The sequence below is a fragment of the Gracilibacillus alcaliphilus genome (assembly GCF_016909015.1).
Lineage (GTDB): Bacteria > Bacillota > Bacilli > Bacillales > Amphibacillaceae > Gracilibacillus > Gracilibacillus alcaliphilus.
On the sequence record NZ_JAFBFA010000013.1, the window covers coordinates 67470 to 88469 of the forward strand.

Below are 21000 nucleotides of genomic sequence, written 5' to 3' on the forward strand. Positions count from 1 at the left end.
AGAACAGCTGTATTATAAACAACCTGCCTGCAGCAGTACGTTTTCCATTTATTGTTTGTTCAACTTCACTCACTTACAAATAGCACCATGCTCCTTCCGCTATATTTCAAATCTGCCGTTTCCCCATCTCGTTTTTAGTATTCGATTTTCATATCTCTTGAGATGAGGGGTTATGAACAATTAGTACCAATTCCATAACAGACAGATGTCCATTTACGTGCGTGTTCAATAAGTTAGATAAAAAGGACCATCATCGGTTAAGTTCGCAACATCGTGTTGCAACACCGATACTAGCACATCCTGTACATTGAAAGTTCAAGGCGGCGTACTTTGAGCAGACGATCTTACACGCCAGAAAAGCGACCTTCTTTTCCAAGGAACGAAGCGTATGCTTTTCATACGTGAGTAACGGACTTGCACAGGACGTGTTGACTTCTGCGTTGTCCACATGATGTGGACGTTCTTAGTAGAAGTTCCTCTACCGCCAACGCAGACATTCGATGCATCATTTTTATTGTACTTTTTGAACAACCTCTTTACTTTGTTAATTTTCGATATTGACCAGGAGTTGTTTGCTCTATTTGTTTAAACCTTCTGGTGAAATTCGCAACATCTTTATAGCCAATTTGTTCGACCATCGCTTTAATTGGCTGATTTGTATCTCTTAACAGTTTCTTCGCCTCCTTCATTCGTAAGTTCAAGACATATTGTGTGAAGGTTTCCCTTGTCTGTTCTTTAATAAATTTACTAAGGTACGGTACTGACAAATGAAAATGATCTGCCAAACGTTCTAAACTTAGATCAAACTCCTTATAATGCTGATGGATAAAAGCCAAAATTTCTTTGCGTAAATGCTCGCTGCGACTCTCCTTTTTTTCCTCAACTCGATGGCACATTTTTAAAATAATAGGCTGGAGTGAGTTTTTGAGCGATCCTATCGAGTCAAATTCACCTATTTCTCGGAAAATATCCATGTTATTGGTAACACCTAATTCCATGGCTGTTTTTATTACACTATTAATAATATCAAAACAAATATATCGCAACGCTTGTACAGACAGGTCTAACTGCAAGAGATTATCCAAAATAGTATCTAATGTTTCCATCGCCACAATAGCGTCGCCTTCTTTGATACTTTGAGCTAGCTTCAGCTGATCTTCTTGGGGATAACCAGATGCTCCTTGATGTACAGAACCCAACTCTTCAAAATAAAGAAGACTGCCTGGCGATACGGTCATTTTATACTCTAAGGCTGTAAGTGCCTCAATAAAGGATCGATTAATATACCTTTTTTCCTCACAATAATTACCGATGGCCATTACTTTTAGCGGCATAGCCAGTTCTTCCATCAATTTATGCTTAACATGAACAGCTATATCTCTGCGCTGCTGCTGTCTGTCCCCCTCTTCTTCCAAACTGATAATAAGAGCAAACATATCCGGTTCTAGTAATTCTACTTCGTTTATCGTCACATTGGTAATAAAGAATCCAAAAGGGAAGACATCCATGGATCTCGATCAGGTACATCTGACATCCATTCTATAATCATCACAAAATGAGGCCCTTGGTGCATCGACATATGCAGTGCCGCTAACAATTCATCAATGGTATCTTCATTAGAAAAATTCCCTTTCAACATATTATGTAACAGTTGGCCTTTGGCATAAGGCTCTTGTAAATCAATCGTCTCTGATAACTGTTGACGGTCTTCCATCATGTCGGCTATCGTTTGATGAATCGTCTCGATTTCATTCCTGTCACTCCAGTTAGCAGCAGGCTGATTATTTTTGGTAAGTTTTGCTAACCGTTCAATTGGCCGGTATTGATTCTGAGCCATCAGCACGGCAACCGTCACACCAATAATCAGCAAGATCATACACAATACACCCCATAACGTTTCCTGCTGTATAACTCGATCGGTAAATTGATCGGTATCCATAATGGTCACAAAGGTCCAGCCGCTGACTTCTGAGGTAACAGATGATATGGAATATTCTTTGTTGTCTAATTGGAGTGTATGGACACCTTTTTGCTGTAATACATCTTGTGCTAAATGCTCCCAAGCTAACCCGTCTCCATTGACAGCGGATACAATCGGCTGCTGATTTTCGTCTAAGATGTATGTACTTCCTTGAAAATCATTTAAAATATTTTCAATCAGATTGGTGAGCAAAGATTCCTGCACAAAAAACATAACCGCCCCATAAGGGTTCGGATTTCCAGGGGCAATGGGATAAATAAATGCCATTACCTGCTCTTGTGTCCCATTTCTAAAAGTAACTTTATCGGGTAATAAGACATTAGGTATCTTCTCATGCAGGGACTTTTTTAACATTTCTGCTGTCAGTGTCTCAAATTGATAGCTGTGTTGTAACAAGCTTTGGAACGTATATGGACCATTTGAAGAATATAGAAATGGATCCTGATCATAATAATAAACAAATACCTCACCAATAATCGAACTATTCTCTTTAAATGTCCGAAGTTCTTTTGTTGCCTCGCCTCCATAGTAACCATGCTTAACCATATATGGAGACAATCCTGGCGTATAAGCAATGCTTGAGGCCATCTTTTCCAGTTCATTAATTCGTTCATTTGTGATTGTTTCTACTTGTTCCAGTTTATTAACATTGGACTGCTCAATTTCTTTCTGGAGACTTGAAGCTGATTGATAGTAGATAAACAGGCTTAGACAAATGAAAGGAATTAAGAATACAAAGATGTAAGAAATAATATAGCGATACACGAGACGTGATCGAAACAGTTTACCCAAAATCATATGACTCTTCCTTTCTTTCTATTTCACCCAGAAAACCAACCACTGCGAGGACCACAGCGGTTATACCTATAATAAGCGTGCTTATCAGCTGCTGAATATTTCTAGTTTACCATGCTTTTATCCATGTTGGTCAAAAGTTATTTGAGAACGTATAACGAAAAGCGCAAAGCGCCCTTTTAAAAACGTAGAGATTGGAGCGTCACAACGGAGATAAAGGAAACACAACAACAGAAGAAGCCAATGTTCACTTATGGTAGGTCGTAACGTGAAATCTATAAAGTTTGGCGCTTGGAGCTGGACATGGCTATTCTTGAATATGAATGAACTCATGAAAAATTATATCCTTTCTGATCTTATTAAAAAGGACAAAGCTCCCCATAGATGAGCTTTGCCCTGATATGCACAGAATAATGACTACTTGATAATGGCCTCTATCCTTGCAGTCACTTCTGCTTGAATTTGTTCTAACAGCTGATTGCTCGCTTCCCGGCTGTCTGTTTTCACGCCAAAATAACTCTTCATCTTCGGCTCTGTTCCCGACGGCCGGAAACATACCCAAGTATCCTGCTCCAGCAGAAATTTAACTACATTTGCTGTTGGTAAATCGATGTGCTCCTCTTCACCAGCAGCAATTAACTGACGCTTACCGCTTTGAAAATCTTCTATTGCCAAAACAGCCAATCCGCCTAACTGTTGAAAAGGATGCTCACGAATATCTTCCAGAATCTTAGTAATCTGCGCTGCGCCTTCTTTTCCTTTCAATGTCAGTGAATCTAACCGCTCCATATAAAACCCATGGCGTTGATATAACTTTTCCAGTACAGTTAACAGTGTTTCTCCTTTTCTTTTCCAGAAATTCGCCATTTCACAGACTGCTACAGCAATCTGAACGGCGTCCTTGTCACGAACAAAATCACCAATTAAATAACCATAGCTCTCTTCATAACCTAATAGAAAATGTCGTTTCTCAGTCTCAAATTGTTTGATTTTTTCTCCGATATACTTAAAACCTGTAAGTGTATTCATTGTTTCTACTCGATAATAATCGGCAATGGCTCTGCCCAATTCTGTTGTTACGATTGTTTTGATAAATACACCATCTTTTCGCTGATCTTCACTGATTTGAGACAACGTATAATCCAAGAGCAAAGCACCTAACTGGTTACCTGATAAGATAGAAAACGAACCATCAGCTTGTCTTACCGCTACTCCCAGACGGTCAGCATCTGGATCTGTTCCAATCAGAATATCGGCACCAATAGCTGTACCTTGTTCTATCGCCAGCTCAAATGCTTGATGCTCCTCTGGATTTGGCGATACAACTGTTGAGAAATCCGGGTCAGGCTCTGCTTGTTCCTTTACCACATGGACCTGATCTATCCCCAGCTGTGTTAATCCTGCCAGCACTAAATCATGTGCTGTCCCATGAAGTGGTGTAAAGACAACTTGAAGCTGGTTGTCTTGTACTTGCTTTCTAATAGTGGTTACTTCCTTTAGATACGCTTGATCTACTTCCTGACCAATCCATTCTAATAATCTTGCTTGTTCTGCCTGCTGCTGGCTTAGCACAGGTATGGCCAACTCATCTTTGACTAGACTGACCTCATGGACAAGAGCAGCAGCCTCCTCTGATAGCATTTGGCCTCCATCTGCATTATAAACCTTAAAACCATTATATTCAGGCGGATTATGACTTGCTGTAATCATAATACCTGCCGCAGTATGTAAATAACGAACAGCGAATGATAGTAATGGTGTAGGACGTAATGATTCGAAAATATAGGTTTTAATCTGATGTACACCAAGCACGCGTGCTGCCTCGATCGCAAATTCTTGGGACATATAACGAGAATCATAGGCAATAACCACTCCAGCCTTTTGAGCTTTTTCTCCTTTTTTCTTGATATGGTTAGCCAATCCCTCCACAGCCTTGCGAACAGTATAGATATTCATCCGATTGGTCCCCGGACCTAATACCCCGCGCATTCCTGCCGTTCCAAACGATAAATTTGTGTAAAACGCATCTTCCAAGGTTGCTTCCTTATCTGCCATTTGCGCAAGTTCTTGTTGTAATGCTGGCTCTAAATCAGCAAATGTGTTCCATCTCCTCCAATTATCTTGCCAATTCATGCTGTATCCTCCTTCAACTTATTTCACTGTTAATAGTAGCATACTCTTGCCACCCTAGGAAACATACTCTATGTTACAATGTGCATATACTATCAGAAAGGCTGTGATAAGGTGTTTCAAAACAAGTGGAATAGGATGATATTTTCTCTTATTTTAATCTTTGCGTTAATTTATTTGATGTACTTAACTAAATTTATCTTCGAACCGATTGTAGACTATGTTACTGCCATTGCCGTTCCTATTATCGGGGCCGGGATTATTTATTACATAACCAATCCCGTCGTAAACTGGCTTGAGAAAAAGAAGATCACACGAATAGGTGGCACAGTCATCGTCTTCCTTATTATTATTGGAGCGATCACGATTAGCTTCATATTCATTGCACCAACCGTCCAAGTACAGTTCTCCAATATGATTGACAATATTCCAAAAATGGTTGATAATGCCCAAGGATTATGGCAGGATAATCAAAATATTATTCCAGAACAGTTCGAGGATACTATTGAAAACATCACCAACAACTTAGGTTCTTATGCAGAAAGTATTGCGACAAGCATTATAAGCACGCTTGGAACTGTGTTTAGTTTTATTTTTTCCTTCTTCTTGATTCCATTCTTCTTGTTCTTTATGTTAAAAGACGGGCATAAGTTTGTACCTTTTATTACTCAATTTATGAACTCTCATCGTGCGAAAAGCTTCAACAAGCTGACCGCAAGTGTAAATGCCACATTGGCTTCCTTTATTCAAGGTCAATTTATCGTAAGTGTCTGTGTAGGTGCCATGCTCTATCTTGGTTACGTACTTATTGGCTTGGATTACTCCCTTTCCTTGGCATTGTTCGGTTTGGTGATGAATTTCATCCCGTTTATCGGCCCTTTTTTATCAGCGGTACCCGCTGTTGTTGTTGGTTTCTTTCAAGAACCGATCATGGCCATTTGGGCAACACTGGTTATGGTTATTGCACAGCAAATTGAGAGCAGTGTCATCTCCCCAAATATAATGGGTAAAAAATTATCTATGCACCCATTAACGATTATCACGTTGATTTTGGCCGCAGGGGCAGTAATTGGTTTTCTCGGTGTACTCTTTGTTATTCCTGCCTATGCTGTTGTCAAAACAATGATTGCGCATTTTTATCATGAATGGAAAATAAAACACCCGGAAGAGGATCCGGATTTATTATAGAATGTAGAAGGTAAGGCTACTATGGCTTTTCGCCACCAGTTGGCGAAAGCCTAAGTTACCTTATTTACTAAAAAAGGAGTAGTCGAAGCAGCAGGATAAAAGGAATCATTGGACTTATATCCGATGAACATTTATTCTCCAGCCTCGTTTCATTTATTTCTGTTTGAAAGAAGCGTTATTTTAATTCTTTCACCATTACATAATTAGTTTGCTCTTCATCCCCAATGTAAATAGAATATGTGCCCCTTGCTTCAAATCCCATTTTTTTGTGAAAATCAATCGCATTCTTGTTCTTGCGCCATATACCCAGCCAGATCTCGTTTTTGTCACGCTCTTTCGCTAGTTCAATTCCGGTTTCTAATAAGCCCTTTCCTAAGCCGCGTCCATGGAAAAGACTTCTGACATAAATCCGCTCCACTTCCATTGCGCCATCACCTACATTGTATGTCTGTGCATCGCCTTCGTTTAGTTTCAAATAACCGGCTAAGACATCATCCACATATTGGAATATGAACGTAGAAGATGGATTAGATAATTCTTTCGTAAGCTGCTCTATGTTGAAGGCTTGTTCTAAATATTCATTCATATTTTCTGGTGTATTTAAATGGCTATACGTTTCATTGTACGTTTCCGTTCCGATTTGTTGAAGCAATTGCAAATCATCTAACGTACATTTCCTAATCGTCGTCTTCACTGCATCATCTCCTCCAAAAAAAATGTGATACTTCCTTCATTTTAGTATATTAATAGAATAGTAATTAGTCAATGAAAACGAATTCAGCTGTTGTCAAAGCTGGCAATGTTCGTATCATCTAGTGCTATGATAGTTTTTAAGCTGAGGTTCAGCAACATTCTCTGCATACGCAAGATAATTACCAATTGCAGCTGTATTTAGAACCACAAAAATAATTAGCAGCGTAATACGCAGTAACACCCACTTTGAGATATCTGAAAAGTGGGTGTTACTACATTTATTCTCCGGCAATATCGGCAATTTCTTGCTGGAGCTTATCAAAGATTTCCGGGTCAATACCTGATACTTCCTCGCGATAATATTGGTGTACCGGTTCTGCAACCTCTGTAAATTCTGCAATTTGGTCATCTGTTAACTCAATAACCTCAATTGGGTTGCGGTCATCATTTTCCATTGCTTCCAGTGCCGCTTGATTCTGTGTCAGCTGTTCGTCAAATACCCAATCTTGCATCTCTTCTACCGTTTCATCCAGTACTGCTTTTACATTGTCATCAAGATCATTATACCAACTTGTATTAACAGTTGTCATTGCTACATAGTTGTTATGATTTGAAATAGTAATCGTATCTTGTACTTCGTTAAAGCTTGCAGACTCAATATAAAATAGTGGGTTCTCCTGTGCATCAACGGTTCCGCGGTCTAATGCCGTATAGAGTTCACCTTGACTCATCGATTGCACAGTAGCACCATATGCTGCATATGACTCACGCATTAACGGTGATTCCTGCACCCTCATATTTAGTCCATTCCAGTCAGAAGGGGACTCAATACCAATATTACTCGTCCATGCCATCGCACCTTCTGTCCAGAAAGAAAGTGGTGTAATATTATGCTCTTCATATTTGGCACGCATATCCTGATTCAGTGCTTCACTTTCTGTTAATACCTGTTGTACCAGCTCTTGATCTGAAGGGAAGAAATAGTGCAGTGAGAAAATTTGCCCATCTGATACCTGTCCGCCTGTAAAACCAGGAGACATAACTGCCAATTCCACACCACCTTGCTGTAACAATTGTGACTGGTCTACCTCACTGCCTAGCGCACCAAATTCAAGCGGCTCAATAGTGATTGCACCATCTGTTTTCTCACTTATACGGTCAGCAAATTCTGCGGCATACTCATACTGTACTTCTCCTTGAACCTCTTCTGTTATAAATTGCCATGATTCTTCTGGGAAACTGCCGTCTCCAGAATCTCCACCATTATCTGATTCTGCATTACCGCCGTTGTCTCCACCACAGGCAGCTAGAATCAATGTCAATACCATTACAGCAACAAACATCCAACCAAACTTTTTACTAATAATAATAAATCCCCCCTATTTTTTACTACGATGCTAATCGTCCGTAAGCCTCGCCTCAAAAGCAAAGACATGGAGAAGCTGACGGCTGTTAACACCTTGATAGTTTCGCTCTCCACCAGCATAAGACTCTAATTTCCTGGCGACAGAAGCTTTACTTTATATAAAATGACTGCTAAGTCATTTTATTTAATTGATTAGTACTAACGATAGCTGCGGGAAGAAAATCAACAATACCCCGATAACTAGTAAAATTAAAATATATGGCGGTGTACTTCGGATTACTTCTAAATACGGTTTGTTAAATACAGCACTAGCTGTAAATATATCGACCCCAAACGGCGGTGTCGCTGACCCTAATGCAACCTGGAAGGTAATAATAACCCCTAAATGAATCAGGTCAACTCCTGCTGCTTCTGCTGCCGGAGCAAAAATCGGCGTTAAAATCAGAATAACAACAATCGGATCGACAAAAGAGCAACCGATAAAAAAGAAAATACTTACGATAATCAATACATAAATTGCACTTGGATCTGTCCCTAGTACAGCATCTGAGATTTGCTGTGGAATCCTCGCATAACCAATGACCCATGAGAATAACTGCCCGCCAGCAACCAATACGAATACGGCAGATGTAACTAAACCAGTGGACAAGGCAATACTTGGTAGTTTTTTCCACGGAATAGATCTAAAGATAAACATTTCGAGGATTAATGCATATAAAACAGAGATACCCGAAGCTTCAACAGGTGTGAACCATCCTAGATAAATACCACCAATAATTAATACAGGAAAGCCTAATGGTAATAAAGCCTTACGGAAATATTTAAATCTATCAGCCCAGCCAACTCGCTCAGCTAATGGAATATTTTTCGCCTTGGCATAAATAACACTATAAATGGAAAATGCAACAAAAATCATTAATCCTGGGATAATCCCAGCAATAAAAAGGTCTCCGATCGATACACCTGATCCTGCTGCTAAACCATAAATGATCATCCCGATACTAGGCGGAATCATCATTGCGATATCACTCGAGTTAATAATTAAAGCAATGGCACTAGAATCTTTATAGCCTGCTTTTAACATTCGTTCCCTCATTGGACGCCCTACTGCTACAACCGTTGCTTGTGTGGAACCAGAAATAGAGCCGAACAAAGAACAAGCTGCCGCAGTTGTCACTCCATATCCTCCCCGAATGTGACCAACAAAGGAACCAACAAAGTCTAGCAATCTTTGTGATGTCTTACCTGATGTCATAATATCTGCTGCAAAAATAAACAAAGGCACACACAGTAATACTGGTGACTCAATTCCCGTAATCAGCTGTTTCATTAATAGGTCCATGCTTAAGTTGGGATTGAATACGAGCATGACTACTAATGGAGCTAATATTAAAGGAATCATCATTGGAAAATTTAACAGCAATAAAATAATCATGATGGACAATAACGTTACAATCATTGTTTTATCCTTTCCCTACATTTTTTATGATACGAATTGTTATATTTTCATATCCTCTAATTTAACTTCTGTCTTTTCCTTGTCGTTATAATCTACGGCATCAATACCTAAATATACCTTATCCCTTGCTTTAGCGGTGAAATTGATATACGTATTACGTAAGTATTGAATGCCTGCAGTAAGGAATCCCAATGGCAAGAATACAGCCATGATATACCTAGGCATTTCTAGCGAAGTCGTAATCGCCCCCGTGTTATACTCAAACAAAACAAAGTGATAGGAGTAATACGCCATAACAAATAGTACAACTGCCGTGGCAAAGTTAATCACGATCATCATTACTTTACGCACCTTAAAAGGAGCAAAGTCATAAAAAGCCGACATACTGATATGCCTTCCTTTTCTTGCTGCATACGCAATCCCCATAAAGGTAGCTATCACGATAGCAAATTGGCTCACTTCATAGGCAAAGTAAAACATACCTGAGTGAAAGATTTCTCTTGCAATAACATTTCCAATAATCATGATTGAGATGATAATAATGGCAGAGCATAAGATAAACTCTTCCAACTTCATAACAGCTTTATCAATCAAACGAAAAAATTTCAATCTATTTTTCCTCCTCTATAAGGACTTATCTTGCTAAGTCATAATAAACATATTACAGAAATGTGTCATTGCACTCAAATGGACTATGACTTGATTAACTATTAATAAAAGACATATAATCGCATATACCAAAAATGACTGGAAGAGACTGCTATATCATATAAAATCCTCACAAATAATCTAAAATCCTCGCGAATTGCTAAGACACTCTGAAAAATAAAATAGCAAAACAGCTTTTTTGTTACTTGCTAAAAAAATTAGTTTCTATTACGCTTATAGTAATGAAAAACCTCCACCCCATATAAAGAGGCTTTCCTTTTATAAACGGTGTGATTAATCTATTGGAGTGATGGATAATGAACCGACGCGAAATAGAGTTAGAAATAGAAGATTTGAAGGCAGATCATGCCAGGTTATCAGCTGATTTAGAAAAATTGGTCTATGTTGGAGCTGGTACAAAAGGCAATGAAGAGGAGTTAGAACGAATCGAAGAACAAATTAAGAAACTTCGGCAGCAATTGCAGTCTGAGAATAAATAAAGAGCCACTTTCGCACCTCGAAAAACGGCATAGTGTCCATAGACACAAGTATTTGTAGTTACTTCCATTGACTTCTTGACAAAGAAAGCAACGCATGTTTCGCTACCGTACTTCATGTTAAGTTGTTTTAACGTATGGCAGGTATCGAGAGCAAAGCAACCGCTGCGGCTGACCGTTTCGCTTTCCGACGTACAGGACGTACTAGTGCAGGTGTTGCGGCAGGACGCCGCGGTTTTAACCTGCCGAGGGGCATGCTCTTCAGCTAACTTTTGCCAAGAAGATCACTTGACAAAAGTGGATCTTCAGATCATGTGAATCCCTCCGGAGTCGAAACGGTCGGCCTCCGCTACGGTTTGCTTTTACAACGCTGGGAGTCTTAACATGTCAGTACACCCTCTGCCAGTTCATATAGAAATGATAAGTAGATAACAGATGTTTGAAAAGTGGCAGGATGTGGATGGGGCTGTCAAGAGGCTTATTCTTTTAGGAATAACTAGGGAGCGTTGATTATAAAGTTTCCTCATCATTGGGGGCATAAGGGTGAAAAGCAACTTGAGTGTGATGTTGTCCTATTTTCTTTCATAAGAAGTCATCAGGTAAGCTGTTCTAGGGATCATACAATCATGATGCTATTTCTTGCATGAATTGTAGAACTATTTCCTAGCGGAGGTCAACCACGCAGACTTCTGTGGGAACAGCACGGGTTGAAGATCCGCTTGAAAAAGTGTTCTTCTTTTCAAGTTAGCTGAGACCGTGCCCACGAAAAGCGAAGTGGTTGACCGGAGCGAGTTTTTACATGCTTATTCAGTCAAAATAATGATAAGAGAGAATAGGTTTACGCTAATGATAGTAAGGTGCGCGCCTGTTTATATGTGCGAAAGTTGAATTATAATGAAGAAGCGTGGATCAGTAGTTTTTTGTATAGAACTATCTCTATAGGCTGTTCAGTAGATACTGTAACGGCCTTTGTTTTATTTCCATTCATAAGAAGTCAATAAGGAGTGATTATATATGAACCCATTACAGCTGCTGCAAACATATTATGGTTATGATCAATTTCGTGATGGGCAGAAACAGATTGTCGAGAACCTGTTACATAACCAATCGACATTAGCCATTATGCCGACCGGCGGCGGAAAATCCATTTGTTATCAAATACCGGGACTGGCGAAAAAGGGAACAGCCATTGTTATCTCTCCATTGATCTCTTTAATGAAAGATCAAGTTGACGCTCTGCTGGCCATCGGTGTTGAAGCTACCTATATTAACAGTTCGTTGACGCCAGAAGAACAAGCAACTCGTTTGGCAGCTATTCGTCGTGGACGTTATACATTTGTCTATGTGGCACCAGAGCGATTTGACTCCCCTTCCTTTTTTCGCGTAATTAATCAAATCGACCTCTCCTTGATCGCCTTTGACGAGGCACATTGTATTTCTCAATGGGGGCACGACTTTCGGCCGAGTTATCGTACAGTAATCGAGGCTGTCCAGCAGCTAGATCATGTCCCTGTACTAGTTGGTTTAACGGCAACAGCAACTTCCGCTGTCATTGAGGATTTACAACAGCTCTTGTCTGTCCCATCCGAATATGTCGTTAACACCGGCTTTGCCAGAAAAAACCTGACCTTTGAAATTATTAAAGGACAAGACCGGGAACACTATATTACGGATTTCTTAAACGTTCATAAAGAGGAGACCGGGATTATTTATGCAATCACTCGTAAACAAGTGGATCAGCTTTACGACTTTTTGACGAAAAAGGGGTTTTCTGTTAGCAAGTATCATGCCGGGCTTTCAGAAGAAACACGCAAACAAGCACAAAATGACTTTATCCATGATAACACTAAAATAATGATTGCCACGAATGCTTTTGGCATGGGGATTGATAAATCCAATGTTCGTTACGTCATCCACTACGCCCTGCCAAAGAATCTGGAAGGCTATTATCAAGAAGCTGGACGTGCTGGAAGGGATGGGGAGCCAAGTCAATGTGTGTTACTGTTCTCTGGTCAGGATATCCAGCTGCAGAAATATTTGATTGAACAATCAGACATGGAGGAAGCGAAACAGAATGAGGAATACCATAAACTTCAAGCGATGATTAATTACTGTCATACCGAACAGTGTCTGCAGCAGTATATCTTGCACTATTTTGATGATCGCGTATCAGCAACAGGACCATGCGGCCGTTGCTCTAACTGCAAGCAAGATACAGAGAAAGTAGATCGAACGAAAGAGGCACAGATGGTCTTGTCCTGTGTCAAACGCATGGATCAACGGTTTGGTGCCAGTATTGTAGCTAAAGTGTTAAAAGGCTCCAATGACAAAAAAGTAAAACAATTCCGATTCGATTCGTTAACAACATACGGTTTATTGAGCAGCTGGACCGAAAAACAGGTGACGTCATTCATCCAATTCTTAGTGGCAGAGAATTTCTTAAGTTCCATAGGCGGAAAATATCCGATTCTTAAATTAAACCAACAGGCTGTATCAGTTTTAACCGGCGAACAGCAGGTATTTGTTTATGAGGCAAAAGTAAAATCAGCAGAACGACAGGACTATGACCTCAGCCTGTTTGAACAACTGCGGAAACTTCGTAAACAGCTGGCCGACCAGCAAGGTGTCCCTCCTTATGTGGTCTTTTCTGATAAAAGCCTGCGAGAAATGGCAGCCGTGCAGCCAGCTTCCAAGTCAGAAATGCTTCAAATTCACGGCGTCGGGGAACGGAAATTCGAACAATTTGGAGAACGCTTTTTGGCCGAAATTAATACTTGAAGCAAAAATCCGATCTTCAGCAGAAGATCGGATTTTTCCATATGTTATCCTTCAAATGAAATAGCCCATGCACCTTGGCGGAAAACAGGTTCCAGCTGACCGTCCTCTGTTTCGCCGTCAATGTCTAAATCGGCTGAACCGATCATAAAATCAACATGTATTAGGCTGTCATTGACACCGTGCTTGTCTAATGCCTCATCATCCATCTCAGAACCGCCTTCCAAATTGGTTGGATAAGCTTTTCCTAAGGCAACATGACAAGAAGCATTCTCATCAAATAAAGTGCTGTAGAAAATTAAGCCTGACTGTGAAATAGGAGAGGCATGTGGTACAAGTGCCAGCTCCCCTAATCTTACCGCACCTTCATCCGTATCTAACAAATGCTTCAAGGTTTCATAGCCTTGCTCTGCTTCAAAATCTATGACCTTCCCTTCTTTAAAGGTTAAATGAAAGCCATCAATCATGTTTCCTCCATAAACAAGTGGTTTGGTGGCCGTTACCTTTCCATCCACTTGATATTTATCTGGTACTGTAAAAACTTCCTCAGTTGGCATATTTGGATTGAAGTGATTACCGTCAGGTGTTTTGGCTCCGCCACCTTTCCAAATATGCCCCTTCGGCAAACCAAAACGGATGTTGGTACCTTCTGATTTAAACACTAACGCTTGATACGCTTTTTTGTTTAAGTATTCACACGCCTGATTCAACGTTTGATTATGTTTTTCCCATGCGGCAATTGGATCCTCTTGATCGACCCGTACTATTCGGAAAATTTGCTCCCATAACTCTTCTACTGCTTCATCGGCTTGCTTATCTTGGAAAACCTTCTCCGCCCATACCTGACTTGGTATCGAAATAATCGACCATGGAATACGATCGTTCATAATATATTTGCGAAATTCCTTCATTGCTTCTCCACTAGCCTTGTTCGCTTTAGCAATTCTCGCTGGATCGACATCTTTTAATAAATCTGGGTTGGCTGAGGTAATCGATAATAAGGCAGCCCCATCTTCAGCAAAATATAACTGTTTAGCAATTTGCCATTCTGGGATATTAGTTAAGACTTCTTCTGGAGCATGTTGAAACTTCAATAAAGTTAACTGATCATCAGACCAGTTAATATGGACATTTTTCGCCCCTAATTCCCATGCCTTACGCGCAACAATTCGCGTAAATGCTGCCCCTTCGATTGAGGAATTAATCATTAAAGCTTGGTTTTTCTGCAGGTTCACACCTGTTTTTAAAGCAAGTGTTGCATATTTCTCCAATAATTGTTGTTGTACCATTAGGACTCCTCCTTCATGTCTTCTATTAAAAGGGATAAGGTTTCCCATCTTTCCATCTTTTGTTCTAATTCGGTTTCGAGTTCGTTCTGTCTGTCATATAATGGCTGAATTTTGTCAATATCACTGCCAGCCTCTTCTATCTCACTGATTACCTGTTCTAGTTCTTGTTCCAGTGCACTGATGTCTTCTTCAATTGTTTCCCATTCTTTTTGTTCATTGTAAGAGAGTTTCTTCTTTACCCGTTTTGGTTTTGCATGCTGTGGTTTCTCCTTTTCCTGCTTGTGCACTTCTTCACGGTATGCTGCGCGAAATTCAGAATAATTACCGTAAAAAGTTGTCAGTGTCTCCTGACCAGTAAAAGCAATTAATTGTTCTACTGTTTTGTCTAAGAAATAACGATCATGAGATACAGTAATCACAACGCCAGGGAACTGTTCCAAATAATCTTCCAGTACGGTTAATGTCTCTGTATCCAAATCATTGGTTGGCTCGTCCAATAACAGCACATTCGGCTCCTGCATTAATACCGTCAGTAAATATAATCGCCGCCGCTCCCCGCCGGACAGCTTACGCACATAAGTCCACTGCTGTGATCGCGGAAATAGGAAGCGCTCTAACATTTGTTCGGCAGTAATCACTTGTCCATCTGCGGTTCGGACTACGTCAGCCACTTCCCGCACCAGATCAATCACCTTAACCGATTCATTTAAAGCTGGATGGTCTTGGGTATAATAACCAATGGCTACCGTTTCTCCAATCTCTATTGTACCACTATCAGGTTCAACAAAACCAGCTATCATATGCAGTAACGTTGTCTTACCGCTTCCGTTTGCACCAACAATACCGAGACGATCACCGGGTTTGATTAAATAATCAAAATTCTCCAATAAAGTCTTACCTTGATAAGATTTACTGACTCCCTTTATTTCGATGACTTTCTTCCCTAACCGTTTGGAGCCCACTTGAAAATCAAATGACTGTTTATTCGTATCAAAGGATTTCTCCTTCATCGATTCCACACGGTCGATTCTTGCCTTTTGTTTCGTACCTCGTGCCTTTACACCGGCTCTCAGCCAAGCAATCTCTTTCTTCAAGATATTCTTATGCTTCTGCTCCGCTTGTAATTCCTGTTCTTCACGCAAAGCTTTTTGTTCAAGAAAGGTTTGGTAATTGCCTTGATACTGATATAGGTTGCCCTTATCCAACTCAAACATGCGGTTGGTTATACGGTTGAGAAAATAACGGTCATGTGTCACAAGTAAAATAGCCCCTTTGTAGGTCGGCAGGTACTCCTCTAACCACTCAATCGTATCATTATCCAGATGATTGGTTGGTTCATCCAGGATTAACAAGTCAGCGGGCTGAATCAATGCCTTAGCAATGGCGACTCGTTTGCGCTGCCCGCCTGAAAGATTGGCGATTTGCTGATGAAAGGCAGGCACACCTAGTTTGGTGAGAATTGTCTTGGCGACGGTCATGGCTTCCCAGGCCTCCAACTGATCCATCCGCTCCTGTCTGTTTAACAGCTGCTTCTGCAGTGACAGATTTTCTGGATCGCTTGCCAATTCCAGTAATGTGGTTTCATACGCTCTTAAAGCGACCATGATATCTGCGTCTCCGTAATAAATCTGTTCTAATACGGTCTCTCCCTCTGCCAAATATGGATCTTGATCCAAATATTCAATCTGATAATCATTAGGGTAATCTATCATTCCTGTCTCTGCCTCATCTAATCCGGCAATTACTTTTAGCAGAGTCGACTTCCCTGTCCCATTCACACCAATCAATCCCACTCGATCTTGATCTGAAATGGCAAAAGAAATGGCATGAAATAACTCTTTGTCACCATATGTCTTTGTCAAATCCTCTATTTTTATTGTTCGCATTACCTATCTCCCTTTCCTTCCCCAATCGAAAATCACAGCATGAAACTACCATACAGTGGGCTTTTTCATCCTCACTTTTTCAAGTATTCATTACCCCTGTCTATTATCTTGATCCTTCAAAAATGGAACGAGTAATTTTTCTATAGGTGATACCCTAAGCCATTTTCTCTATAAGTACGTGTTCAAAAAGTTCGATAAAAAGGACCATCATCGGTTAAGTCCGCAACATCATGTTGCAACACCGATACTAGCACATCGTGTGTGTAGGCAGGCTACTGACATGACGTCCTGTCATAACACCTGCACTAGTACGTCCTGTACGCCGAAGTTCAAGGCACACAGCCTTTGAGCAGATGGTCTTGCACGCAGAAAAAGCGACCCTCTTTTTCAAGGAGATGGTCTTGCACGCAGAAAAAGTGACTTCTTTTCCAAGAATCGGAACGTATGCTTTTCATACGTGAGTAACGAACTTGCACAGGATGTGTTGACTTTTACGTTGTCCACACGATGTGGACGACCTTAGTATAAGTTCCCCTATTGCCAACGCAGAAATTCGCCGTGTCATCTTGATTGGACTTGTTGAACAACCTCTATAAAATAGGTGAAATCAGTCTTGCAATAGCCTCTTTAAAACGGATAATCCTTGGGCGCTGCTGATACATCTCATAGGTTAACACTGTCGCATAATCCATGTCTTTCTCGAATTCATCCACCAGCATTTCTGCCAATGTTTCATTATATAGAAAGGCATTGACTTCAAAATTCAGACTAAAGCTTCTTACATCAATATTTGCTGTGCCGACAGAAGCAATTTTGCTGTCGACGACAATCATTTTGGCATGTAAGAAACCACGTTGATAAATATATACAGTTGCACCTGATTGCAGGAGCTCACCAATATAAGAATAAGTTGCCCAATAGACGAATGGATGATCCGGTTTGTTCGGAATCATTATTCGTACATCCACCCCTGATAAACAAGCGATCTTGACGGCATCAAGCAAACTTTCATCTGGAATAAAATAAGGAGTTTGAATAAAAACGTAATCTTTTGCCGACATGATCATCTTTATATAACCGTGTTTAATCTGTTCCCATTCTGAATCTGGTCCGCTGGAGACAATCTGCATACCAATTTTACCAGCTGGTTTCGCAGCGTAATATCTCTCATTATATTCAATATCATTACGTGAAGCTTGATTCCAGTCTAGAATAAATCTCGTTTGCAAGTGGTTGACTGCACTGCCGGTAATGCGCAAATGTGTATCACGCCAATAGCCGAACTTCTCCACCTCGCCCAAATATTCATCGCCAATATTAAAACCGCCGATATAACCAATTTCACCGTCAATCACCACAATCTTTCGATGGTTTCGGTGATTAATCTTCAAATTGACTTTTGGTATTAACGGTGGGAAGAAGCCCTCGACTTCTGCACCAGCATGCCTCATTTTTCGGATCAGTTTCTTACTAAACCTTCGTGATCCTAAATCATCATATAAGAAACGAACCTCAACCCCTTCTTGTGCCTTGCGTGCTAAAGCATCCGTCAATCGTTTGCTGAGATTATCAGATCGTACTATGTAGTACTGTAAATGAATATGATCGGTCGCTTGATCAATATCTTTCAATAAAGAGTCAAATTTACGATTACCATCTGTAAAGATATCGACATCATTATCATAGGAAAAAATGGCGTCATTATTACGCAAATGTAAATAATATAAATCCTTGTAATCATTCAAACGTTCATCTTCCAGTACAAAGGTACCGTTCTCTATTTCACGCATTTGATGCTGTACTGCTGTTTTTACGCCCAGTTTACTTTTCGTATCCCATGTAAAGATAGGCTTATTACTAATCTTTCGTCCAAAAATAAGATATAGAATAAATCCCGCTAATGGCAGGAAAGTTAAAACCAAAATCCATGCCCAAGAAGCCCTTGCATCCTTGCGTTCCAGAAAGACGATTGCCAAAGACAAAACGATGTTAAACACAAGAATAGCTGTAATAATCCATTGTGTAATGGGCATCTGCACTGCCTCCTCTCTGAAGTTAATGGCTCTATGTATATGCCCCAAAAAAGACTATTCCAAACAGGTTGCTGAGGCAAGGCTGATTCCCTGTCATCTCTTGTTGCCCAACTTTGTTGAACCGTTTTGACTTCTTAACTATAGCACAAATGGTAACTAAGCTGATAGCAATTGCTTCAGCTTAATTAATCTCAATCGAGCGGCCTTCTATTTGGACTTTATCACCTGTAATTTCCAGTACTCCGTGTTCGAATCTGGCCTTAATCGAACGCTTATCGATCGGGTAAGGCAGCTCTACTACTTTTTCCTTGCGCTGCTGACGTCTTTCCTTTTGATAATAATGATAGTCTTCATGATACGTTTCCTTATCTTCTTGGTGAATCACAATAATAGTGAGTTTACTTCCCAGTATTTTAAGCTGGATTTGATCCTTAGTTATACCTGGTAAATCGACTTTCACTATCCATTTCTTATCAGTCTCTGCAATATCTATGGGGATTTGTTTTGGCAGTTTGGCCTGTTCAAAAAAACGATCGATCGTTTCCATCACATTCCGTTTTGGTTTATCATATAGTAAAGAGTCCAGCTTACGTATAAAATCCTCACCCCATTCTGGCATGCCTTTTCCTTGTACCATAGCTTTCCCTCCGCTATAAAGTAGTTCACTTTAGCATATGCATGGTGGTAGAAAAAGTGTGCATGCACAAATGGAACAGCAGCAGAAGACATGACATCAATCCAAAAGCATACTAGAATATAGAGAGGCTGATCTTAATGAGTTAGTGAAACTTATCAAAGGGTTAGCTTCCCCATTTAGACTCCTTTGCATTCCCCAAGCCGAAAAATATGCAGCGGAATAAAAGGAGACACAGCCAAGCACCACGATGACCTCGTCCATACTTGTTATCAGCAAAAAGACACAGGACGTTTATGACTTAGACATATAAGGAGAATGAACAATGGAGATAAATAATATCTTTCATACACTAAAAGGAAGAACCCCTTCTTTAATGGGGTACCAATATTTTAAACGCTCCTCTATCATGATTCCTTTAGTAGATAAAGATGGCGAAACACACGTGCTTTTCGAAGTGCGCTCCATGAACTTACGCAGTCAGCCTGGTGATGTGTGTTTTCCTGGAGGTCGAATCGATCCAAGTGACAAGGATCCGCTTCACACCGCCGTTCGTGAAACTAGAGAGGAGCTTGGACTAACTGCAGACGATATATCCGATTTGATTCCACTAGATTACATCATCAATGACCTAGGCAGGATAATTTATCCCTTTGTCGGCAGGTTGAAGAGCTTAGCCAATATTGCACCTAACCCTGATGAAGTAGATTCTATCTTTACTGTACCCCTGGCTTTCTTCTTGAAAACAGAACCAGAACGTTACAAGGTTCATATCGACATGCAGCCTGAAAAGGACTTCCCTTTTCATTTAATTGTTGGGGGTGAAGATTATCAATGGCGGCTGCGAGCGATGGAAGAACATTTTTATCAGTATAACGGCCAAACAATTTGGGGATTAACTGCTCGAATTCTCACTCATTTTATCGAGCTAATCAAACAAAAGGAGAACCGCTAAATGTATAATACCGTATAGCGGTCTTTCCTGCCTGATTAAAAGGCACGCGATAAGTCTTACATTACGAATTATCCACTCTACATACGAATCCATCTAACATTTTGTTTCAAAAAATACAGTAATCGATAAAGGATGATGTAAATGAGGAGAAAAATGCGGATTATCGTGTTAATTATTGAGGGCGGTATTTCAGGTTATATTTTCTACGCAAAAAATAAGCTAGAGAATGATGTAATAGAACATGTCATGACTGAAAAAAACATCCCAAAAGAGAACATAGTATCTAGTGAAGTCTTCCTCTAGCTAATTTACCCGGATCAAGAAACTATATGGTTAGTATAAAAATAGAAAACGATACAAATACGTATTTTTATTATAAAAATACAGATGACGAAATAATTTTAGAATCTTATACTAATGAAAACGGAGAAGAAAATATACTAAATTAAAAAAATGTCAACTAGAAAGTTTAATTCATAGTTGACGACTAGTAATTAATCCTTTATACTAATAACAATTCAATAAATTGTACATGCTCTTATTTAGAGTGGCTGAGGGAATAGGCCCTGTGAAGCCCGGCAACCGTCAACCCAGACATGGTGCTAAATCCTACAGGTTCCAACCTGAAAGATAAGAGAGGATATGCGTTTTATCACACACGTCCTTCTTAC

16 protein-coding genes and 1 riboswitch are annotated in these 21000 nt (G+C 40.1%); of the genes, 5 read left to right on the top strand and 11 right to left on the bottom strand.

The window, feature by feature from the left end; translation table 11 throughout:
* Positions 1-536 precede the first annotated feature (536 nt).
* The 3 genes from JOD18_RS11330 to JOD18_RS11340 all read right to left on the bottom strand — a co-directional run bounded on the left by JOD18_RS11330 (position 537) and on the right by JOD18_RS11340 (position 4909).
* Positions 537-1508: a helix-turn-helix domain-containing protein gene (locus JOD18_RS11330; protein WP_204669145.1), complete on the bottom strand. Its 972-nt coding sequence runs from the start codon at positions 1506-1508 to the stop codon at positions 537-539.
* Positions 1469-2779, bottom strand: coding sequence for a cache domain-containing protein (locus JOD18_RS11335; protein ID WP_204669146.1), 1311 nt, complete (start codon positions 2777-2779; stop codon positions 1469-1471). Before JOD18_RS11335 ends, JOD18_RS11330 begins: the two co-directional genes overlap by 40 nt.
* Positions 2780-3193: 414 nt before the next feature.
* Positions 3194-4909, bottom strand: a complete 1716-nt coding sequence (locus JOD18_RS11340) for a phospho-sugar mutase (RefSeq protein WP_204669147.1) — start codon at positions 4907-4909, stop codon at positions 3194-3196.
* 135 nt (positions 4910-5044) lie between these two features.
* Between JOD18_RS11340 and JOD18_RS11345 the strand changes: the two genes are divergently transcribed.
* Positions 5045-6094 (top strand): AI-2E family transporter, encoded by a 1050-nt coding sequence (locus JOD18_RS11345; RefSeq protein WP_239588074.1) that lies wholly within the window; start codon positions 5045-5047, stop codon positions 6092-6094.
* A gap of 175 nt (positions 6095-6269) precedes the next feature.
* Here the strand turns inward: JOD18_RS11345 and JOD18_RS11350 are convergent, their stop codons facing one another.
* The 4 genes from JOD18_RS11350 to JOD18_RS11365 all read right to left on the bottom strand — a co-directional run bounded on the left by JOD18_RS11350 (position 6270) and on the right by JOD18_RS11365 (position 10221).
* Positions 6270-6788, bottom strand: a complete 519-nt coding sequence (locus JOD18_RS11350; protein ID WP_204669149.1) for a GNAT family N-acetyltransferase — start codon at positions 6786-6788, stop codon at positions 6270-6272.
* Positions 6789-7065: 277 nt separating this feature from the next.
* The gene (dctP, locus tag JOD18_RS11355) at positions 7066-8130 is read right to left on the bottom strand and encodes a TRAP transporter substrate-binding protein DctP (protein WP_239588075.1); all 1065 of its coding nucleotides are present in this window, start codon (positions 8128-8130) and stop codon (positions 7066-7068) included.
* A gap of 207 nt (positions 8131-8337) precedes the next feature.
* The gene (locus JOD18_RS11360) at positions 8338-9612 is read right to left on the bottom strand and encodes a TRAP transporter large permease (protein ID WP_204669150.1); all 1275 of its coding nucleotides are present in this window, start codon (positions 9610-9612) and stop codon (positions 8338-8340) included.
* A gap of 39 nt (positions 9613-9651) precedes the next feature.
* A complete protein-coding gene (locus JOD18_RS11365; RefSeq protein ID WP_204669151.1) occupies positions 9652-10221 on the bottom strand; it encodes a TRAP transporter small permease in 570 nt (189 codons plus the stop codon).
* Positions 10222-10577: 356 nt separating this feature from the next.
* Here JOD18_RS11365 and JOD18_RS11370 point away from each other — a divergent pair, with 356 nt between their 5' ends.
* Positions 10578-10760 (top strand): SE1832 family protein, encoded by a 183-nt coding sequence (locus JOD18_RS11370; protein WP_204669152.1) that lies wholly within the window; start codon positions 10578-10580, stop codon positions 10758-10760.
* A gap of 1011 nt (positions 10761-11771) precedes the next feature.
* A complete protein-coding gene (gene recQ, locus JOD18_RS11375) occupies positions 11772-13535 on the top strand; it encodes a DNA helicase RecQ (protein WP_204669153.1) in 1764 nt (587 codons plus the stop codon).
* Positions 13536-13579: 44 nt separating this feature from the next.
* Here recQ and JOD18_RS11380 read toward each other — a convergent pair whose 3' ends face one another.
* From JOD18_RS11380 to JOD18_RS11395, 4 genes are all read right to left on the bottom strand, one after another.
* On the bottom strand, positions 13580-14821 hold the full coding sequence (locus JOD18_RS11380; RefSeq protein WP_204669154.1) for an aminopeptidase: 1242 nt from the start codon (positions 14819-14821) through the stop codon (positions 13580-13582).
* On the bottom strand, positions 14821-16707 hold the full coding sequence (locus tag JOD18_RS11385; protein ID WP_204669155.1) for an ABC-F family ATP-binding cassette domain-containing protein: 1887 nt from the start codon (positions 16705-16707) through the stop codon (positions 14821-14823). Before JOD18_RS11385 ends, JOD18_RS11380 begins: the two co-directional genes overlap by 1 nt.
* A 590-nt stretch (positions 16708-17297) precedes the next feature.
* Positions 17298-18740, bottom strand: a complete 1443-nt coding sequence (cls, locus tag JOD18_RS11390) for a cardiolipin synthase (protein ID WP_204669156.1) — start codon at positions 18738-18740, stop codon at positions 17298-17300.
* A 181-nt stretch (positions 18741-18921) separates the two neighbouring features.
* The gene (locus JOD18_RS11395) at positions 18922-19377 is read right to left on the bottom strand and encodes an Hsp20/alpha crystallin family protein (protein WP_204669157.1); all 456 of its coding nucleotides are present in this window, start codon (positions 19375-19377) and stop codon (positions 18922-18924) included.
* A gap of 322 nt (positions 19378-19699) precedes the next feature.
* Between JOD18_RS11395 and JOD18_RS11400 the strand changes: the two genes are divergently transcribed.
* On the top strand, positions 19700-20329 hold the full coding sequence (locus JOD18_RS11400; protein ID WP_204669158.1) for an NUDIX hydrolase: 630 nt from the start codon (positions 19700-19702) through the stop codon (positions 20327-20329).
* Positions 20330-20470: 141 nt separating this feature from the next.
* Positions 20471-20632: a hypothetical protein gene (locus tag JOD18_RS11405; RefSeq protein WP_204669159.1), complete on the top strand. Its 162-nt coding sequence runs from the start codon at positions 20471-20473 to the stop codon at positions 20630-20632.
* 232 nt (positions 20633-20864) lie between these two features.
* Positions 20865-20966: riboswitch (SAM riboswitch) on the top strand.
* The last annotated feature ends 34 nt before the right edge of the window (positions 20967-21000 follow it).

Bases quoted from the DNA above. Each gene is read 5' to 3' on its own strand.
- JOD18_RS11330 (WP_204669145.1), bottom strand. From the start codon at position 1,508: ATGGATGTCTTCCCTTTTGGATTCTTTATTACCAATGTGACGATAAAC.
- JOD18_RS11335 (WP_204669146.1), bottom strand. From the start codon at position 2,779: ATGATTTTGGGTAAACTGTTTCGATCACGTCTCGTGTATCGCTATATT.
- JOD18_RS11340 (WP_204669147.1), bottom strand. From the start codon at position 4,909: ATGAATTGGCAAGATAATTGGAGGAGATGGAACACATTTGCTGATTTA.
- JOD18_RS11345 (WP_239588074.1), top strand. From the start codon at position 5,045: ATGATATTTTCTCTTATTTTAATCTTTGCGTTAATTTATTTGATGTAC.
- dctP (WP_239588075.1), bottom strand. From the start codon at position 8,130: ATGTTTGTTGCTGTAATGGTATTGACATTGATTCTAGCTGCCTGTGGT.
- JOD18_RS11360 (WP_204669150.1), bottom strand. From the start codon at position 9,612: ATGATTGTAACGTTATTGTCCATCATGATTATTTTATTGCTGTTAAAT.
- JOD18_RS11370 (WP_204669152.1), top strand. From the start codon at position 10,578: ATGAACCGACGCGAAATAGAGTTAGAAATAGAAGATTTGAAGGCAGAT.
- recQ (WP_204669153.1), top strand. From the start codon at position 11,772: ATGAACCCATTACAGCTGCTGCAAACATATTATGGTTATGATCAATTT.
- JOD18_RS11380 (WP_204669154.1), bottom strand. From the start codon at position 14,821: ATGGTACAACAACAATTATTGGAGAAATATGCAACACTTGCTTTAAAA.
- JOD18_RS11385 (WP_204669155.1), bottom strand. From the start codon at position 16,707: ATGCGAACAATAAAAATAGAGGATTTGACAAAGACATATGGTGACAAA.
- cls (WP_204669156.1), bottom strand. From the start codon at position 18,740: ATGCCCATTACACAATGGATTATTACAGCTATTCTTGTGTTTAACATC.
- JOD18_RS11395 (WP_204669157.1), bottom strand. From the start codon at position 19,377: ATGGTACAAGGAAAAGGCATGCCAGAATGGGGTGAGGATTTTATACGT.
- JOD18_RS11400 (WP_204669158.1), top strand. From the start codon at position 19,700: ATGGAGATAAATAATATCTTTCATACACTAAAAGGAAGAACCCCTTCT.
- JOD18_RS11405 (WP_204669159.1), top strand. From the start codon at position 20,471: ATGAGGAGAAAAATGCGGATTATCGTGTTAATTATTGAGGGCGGTATT.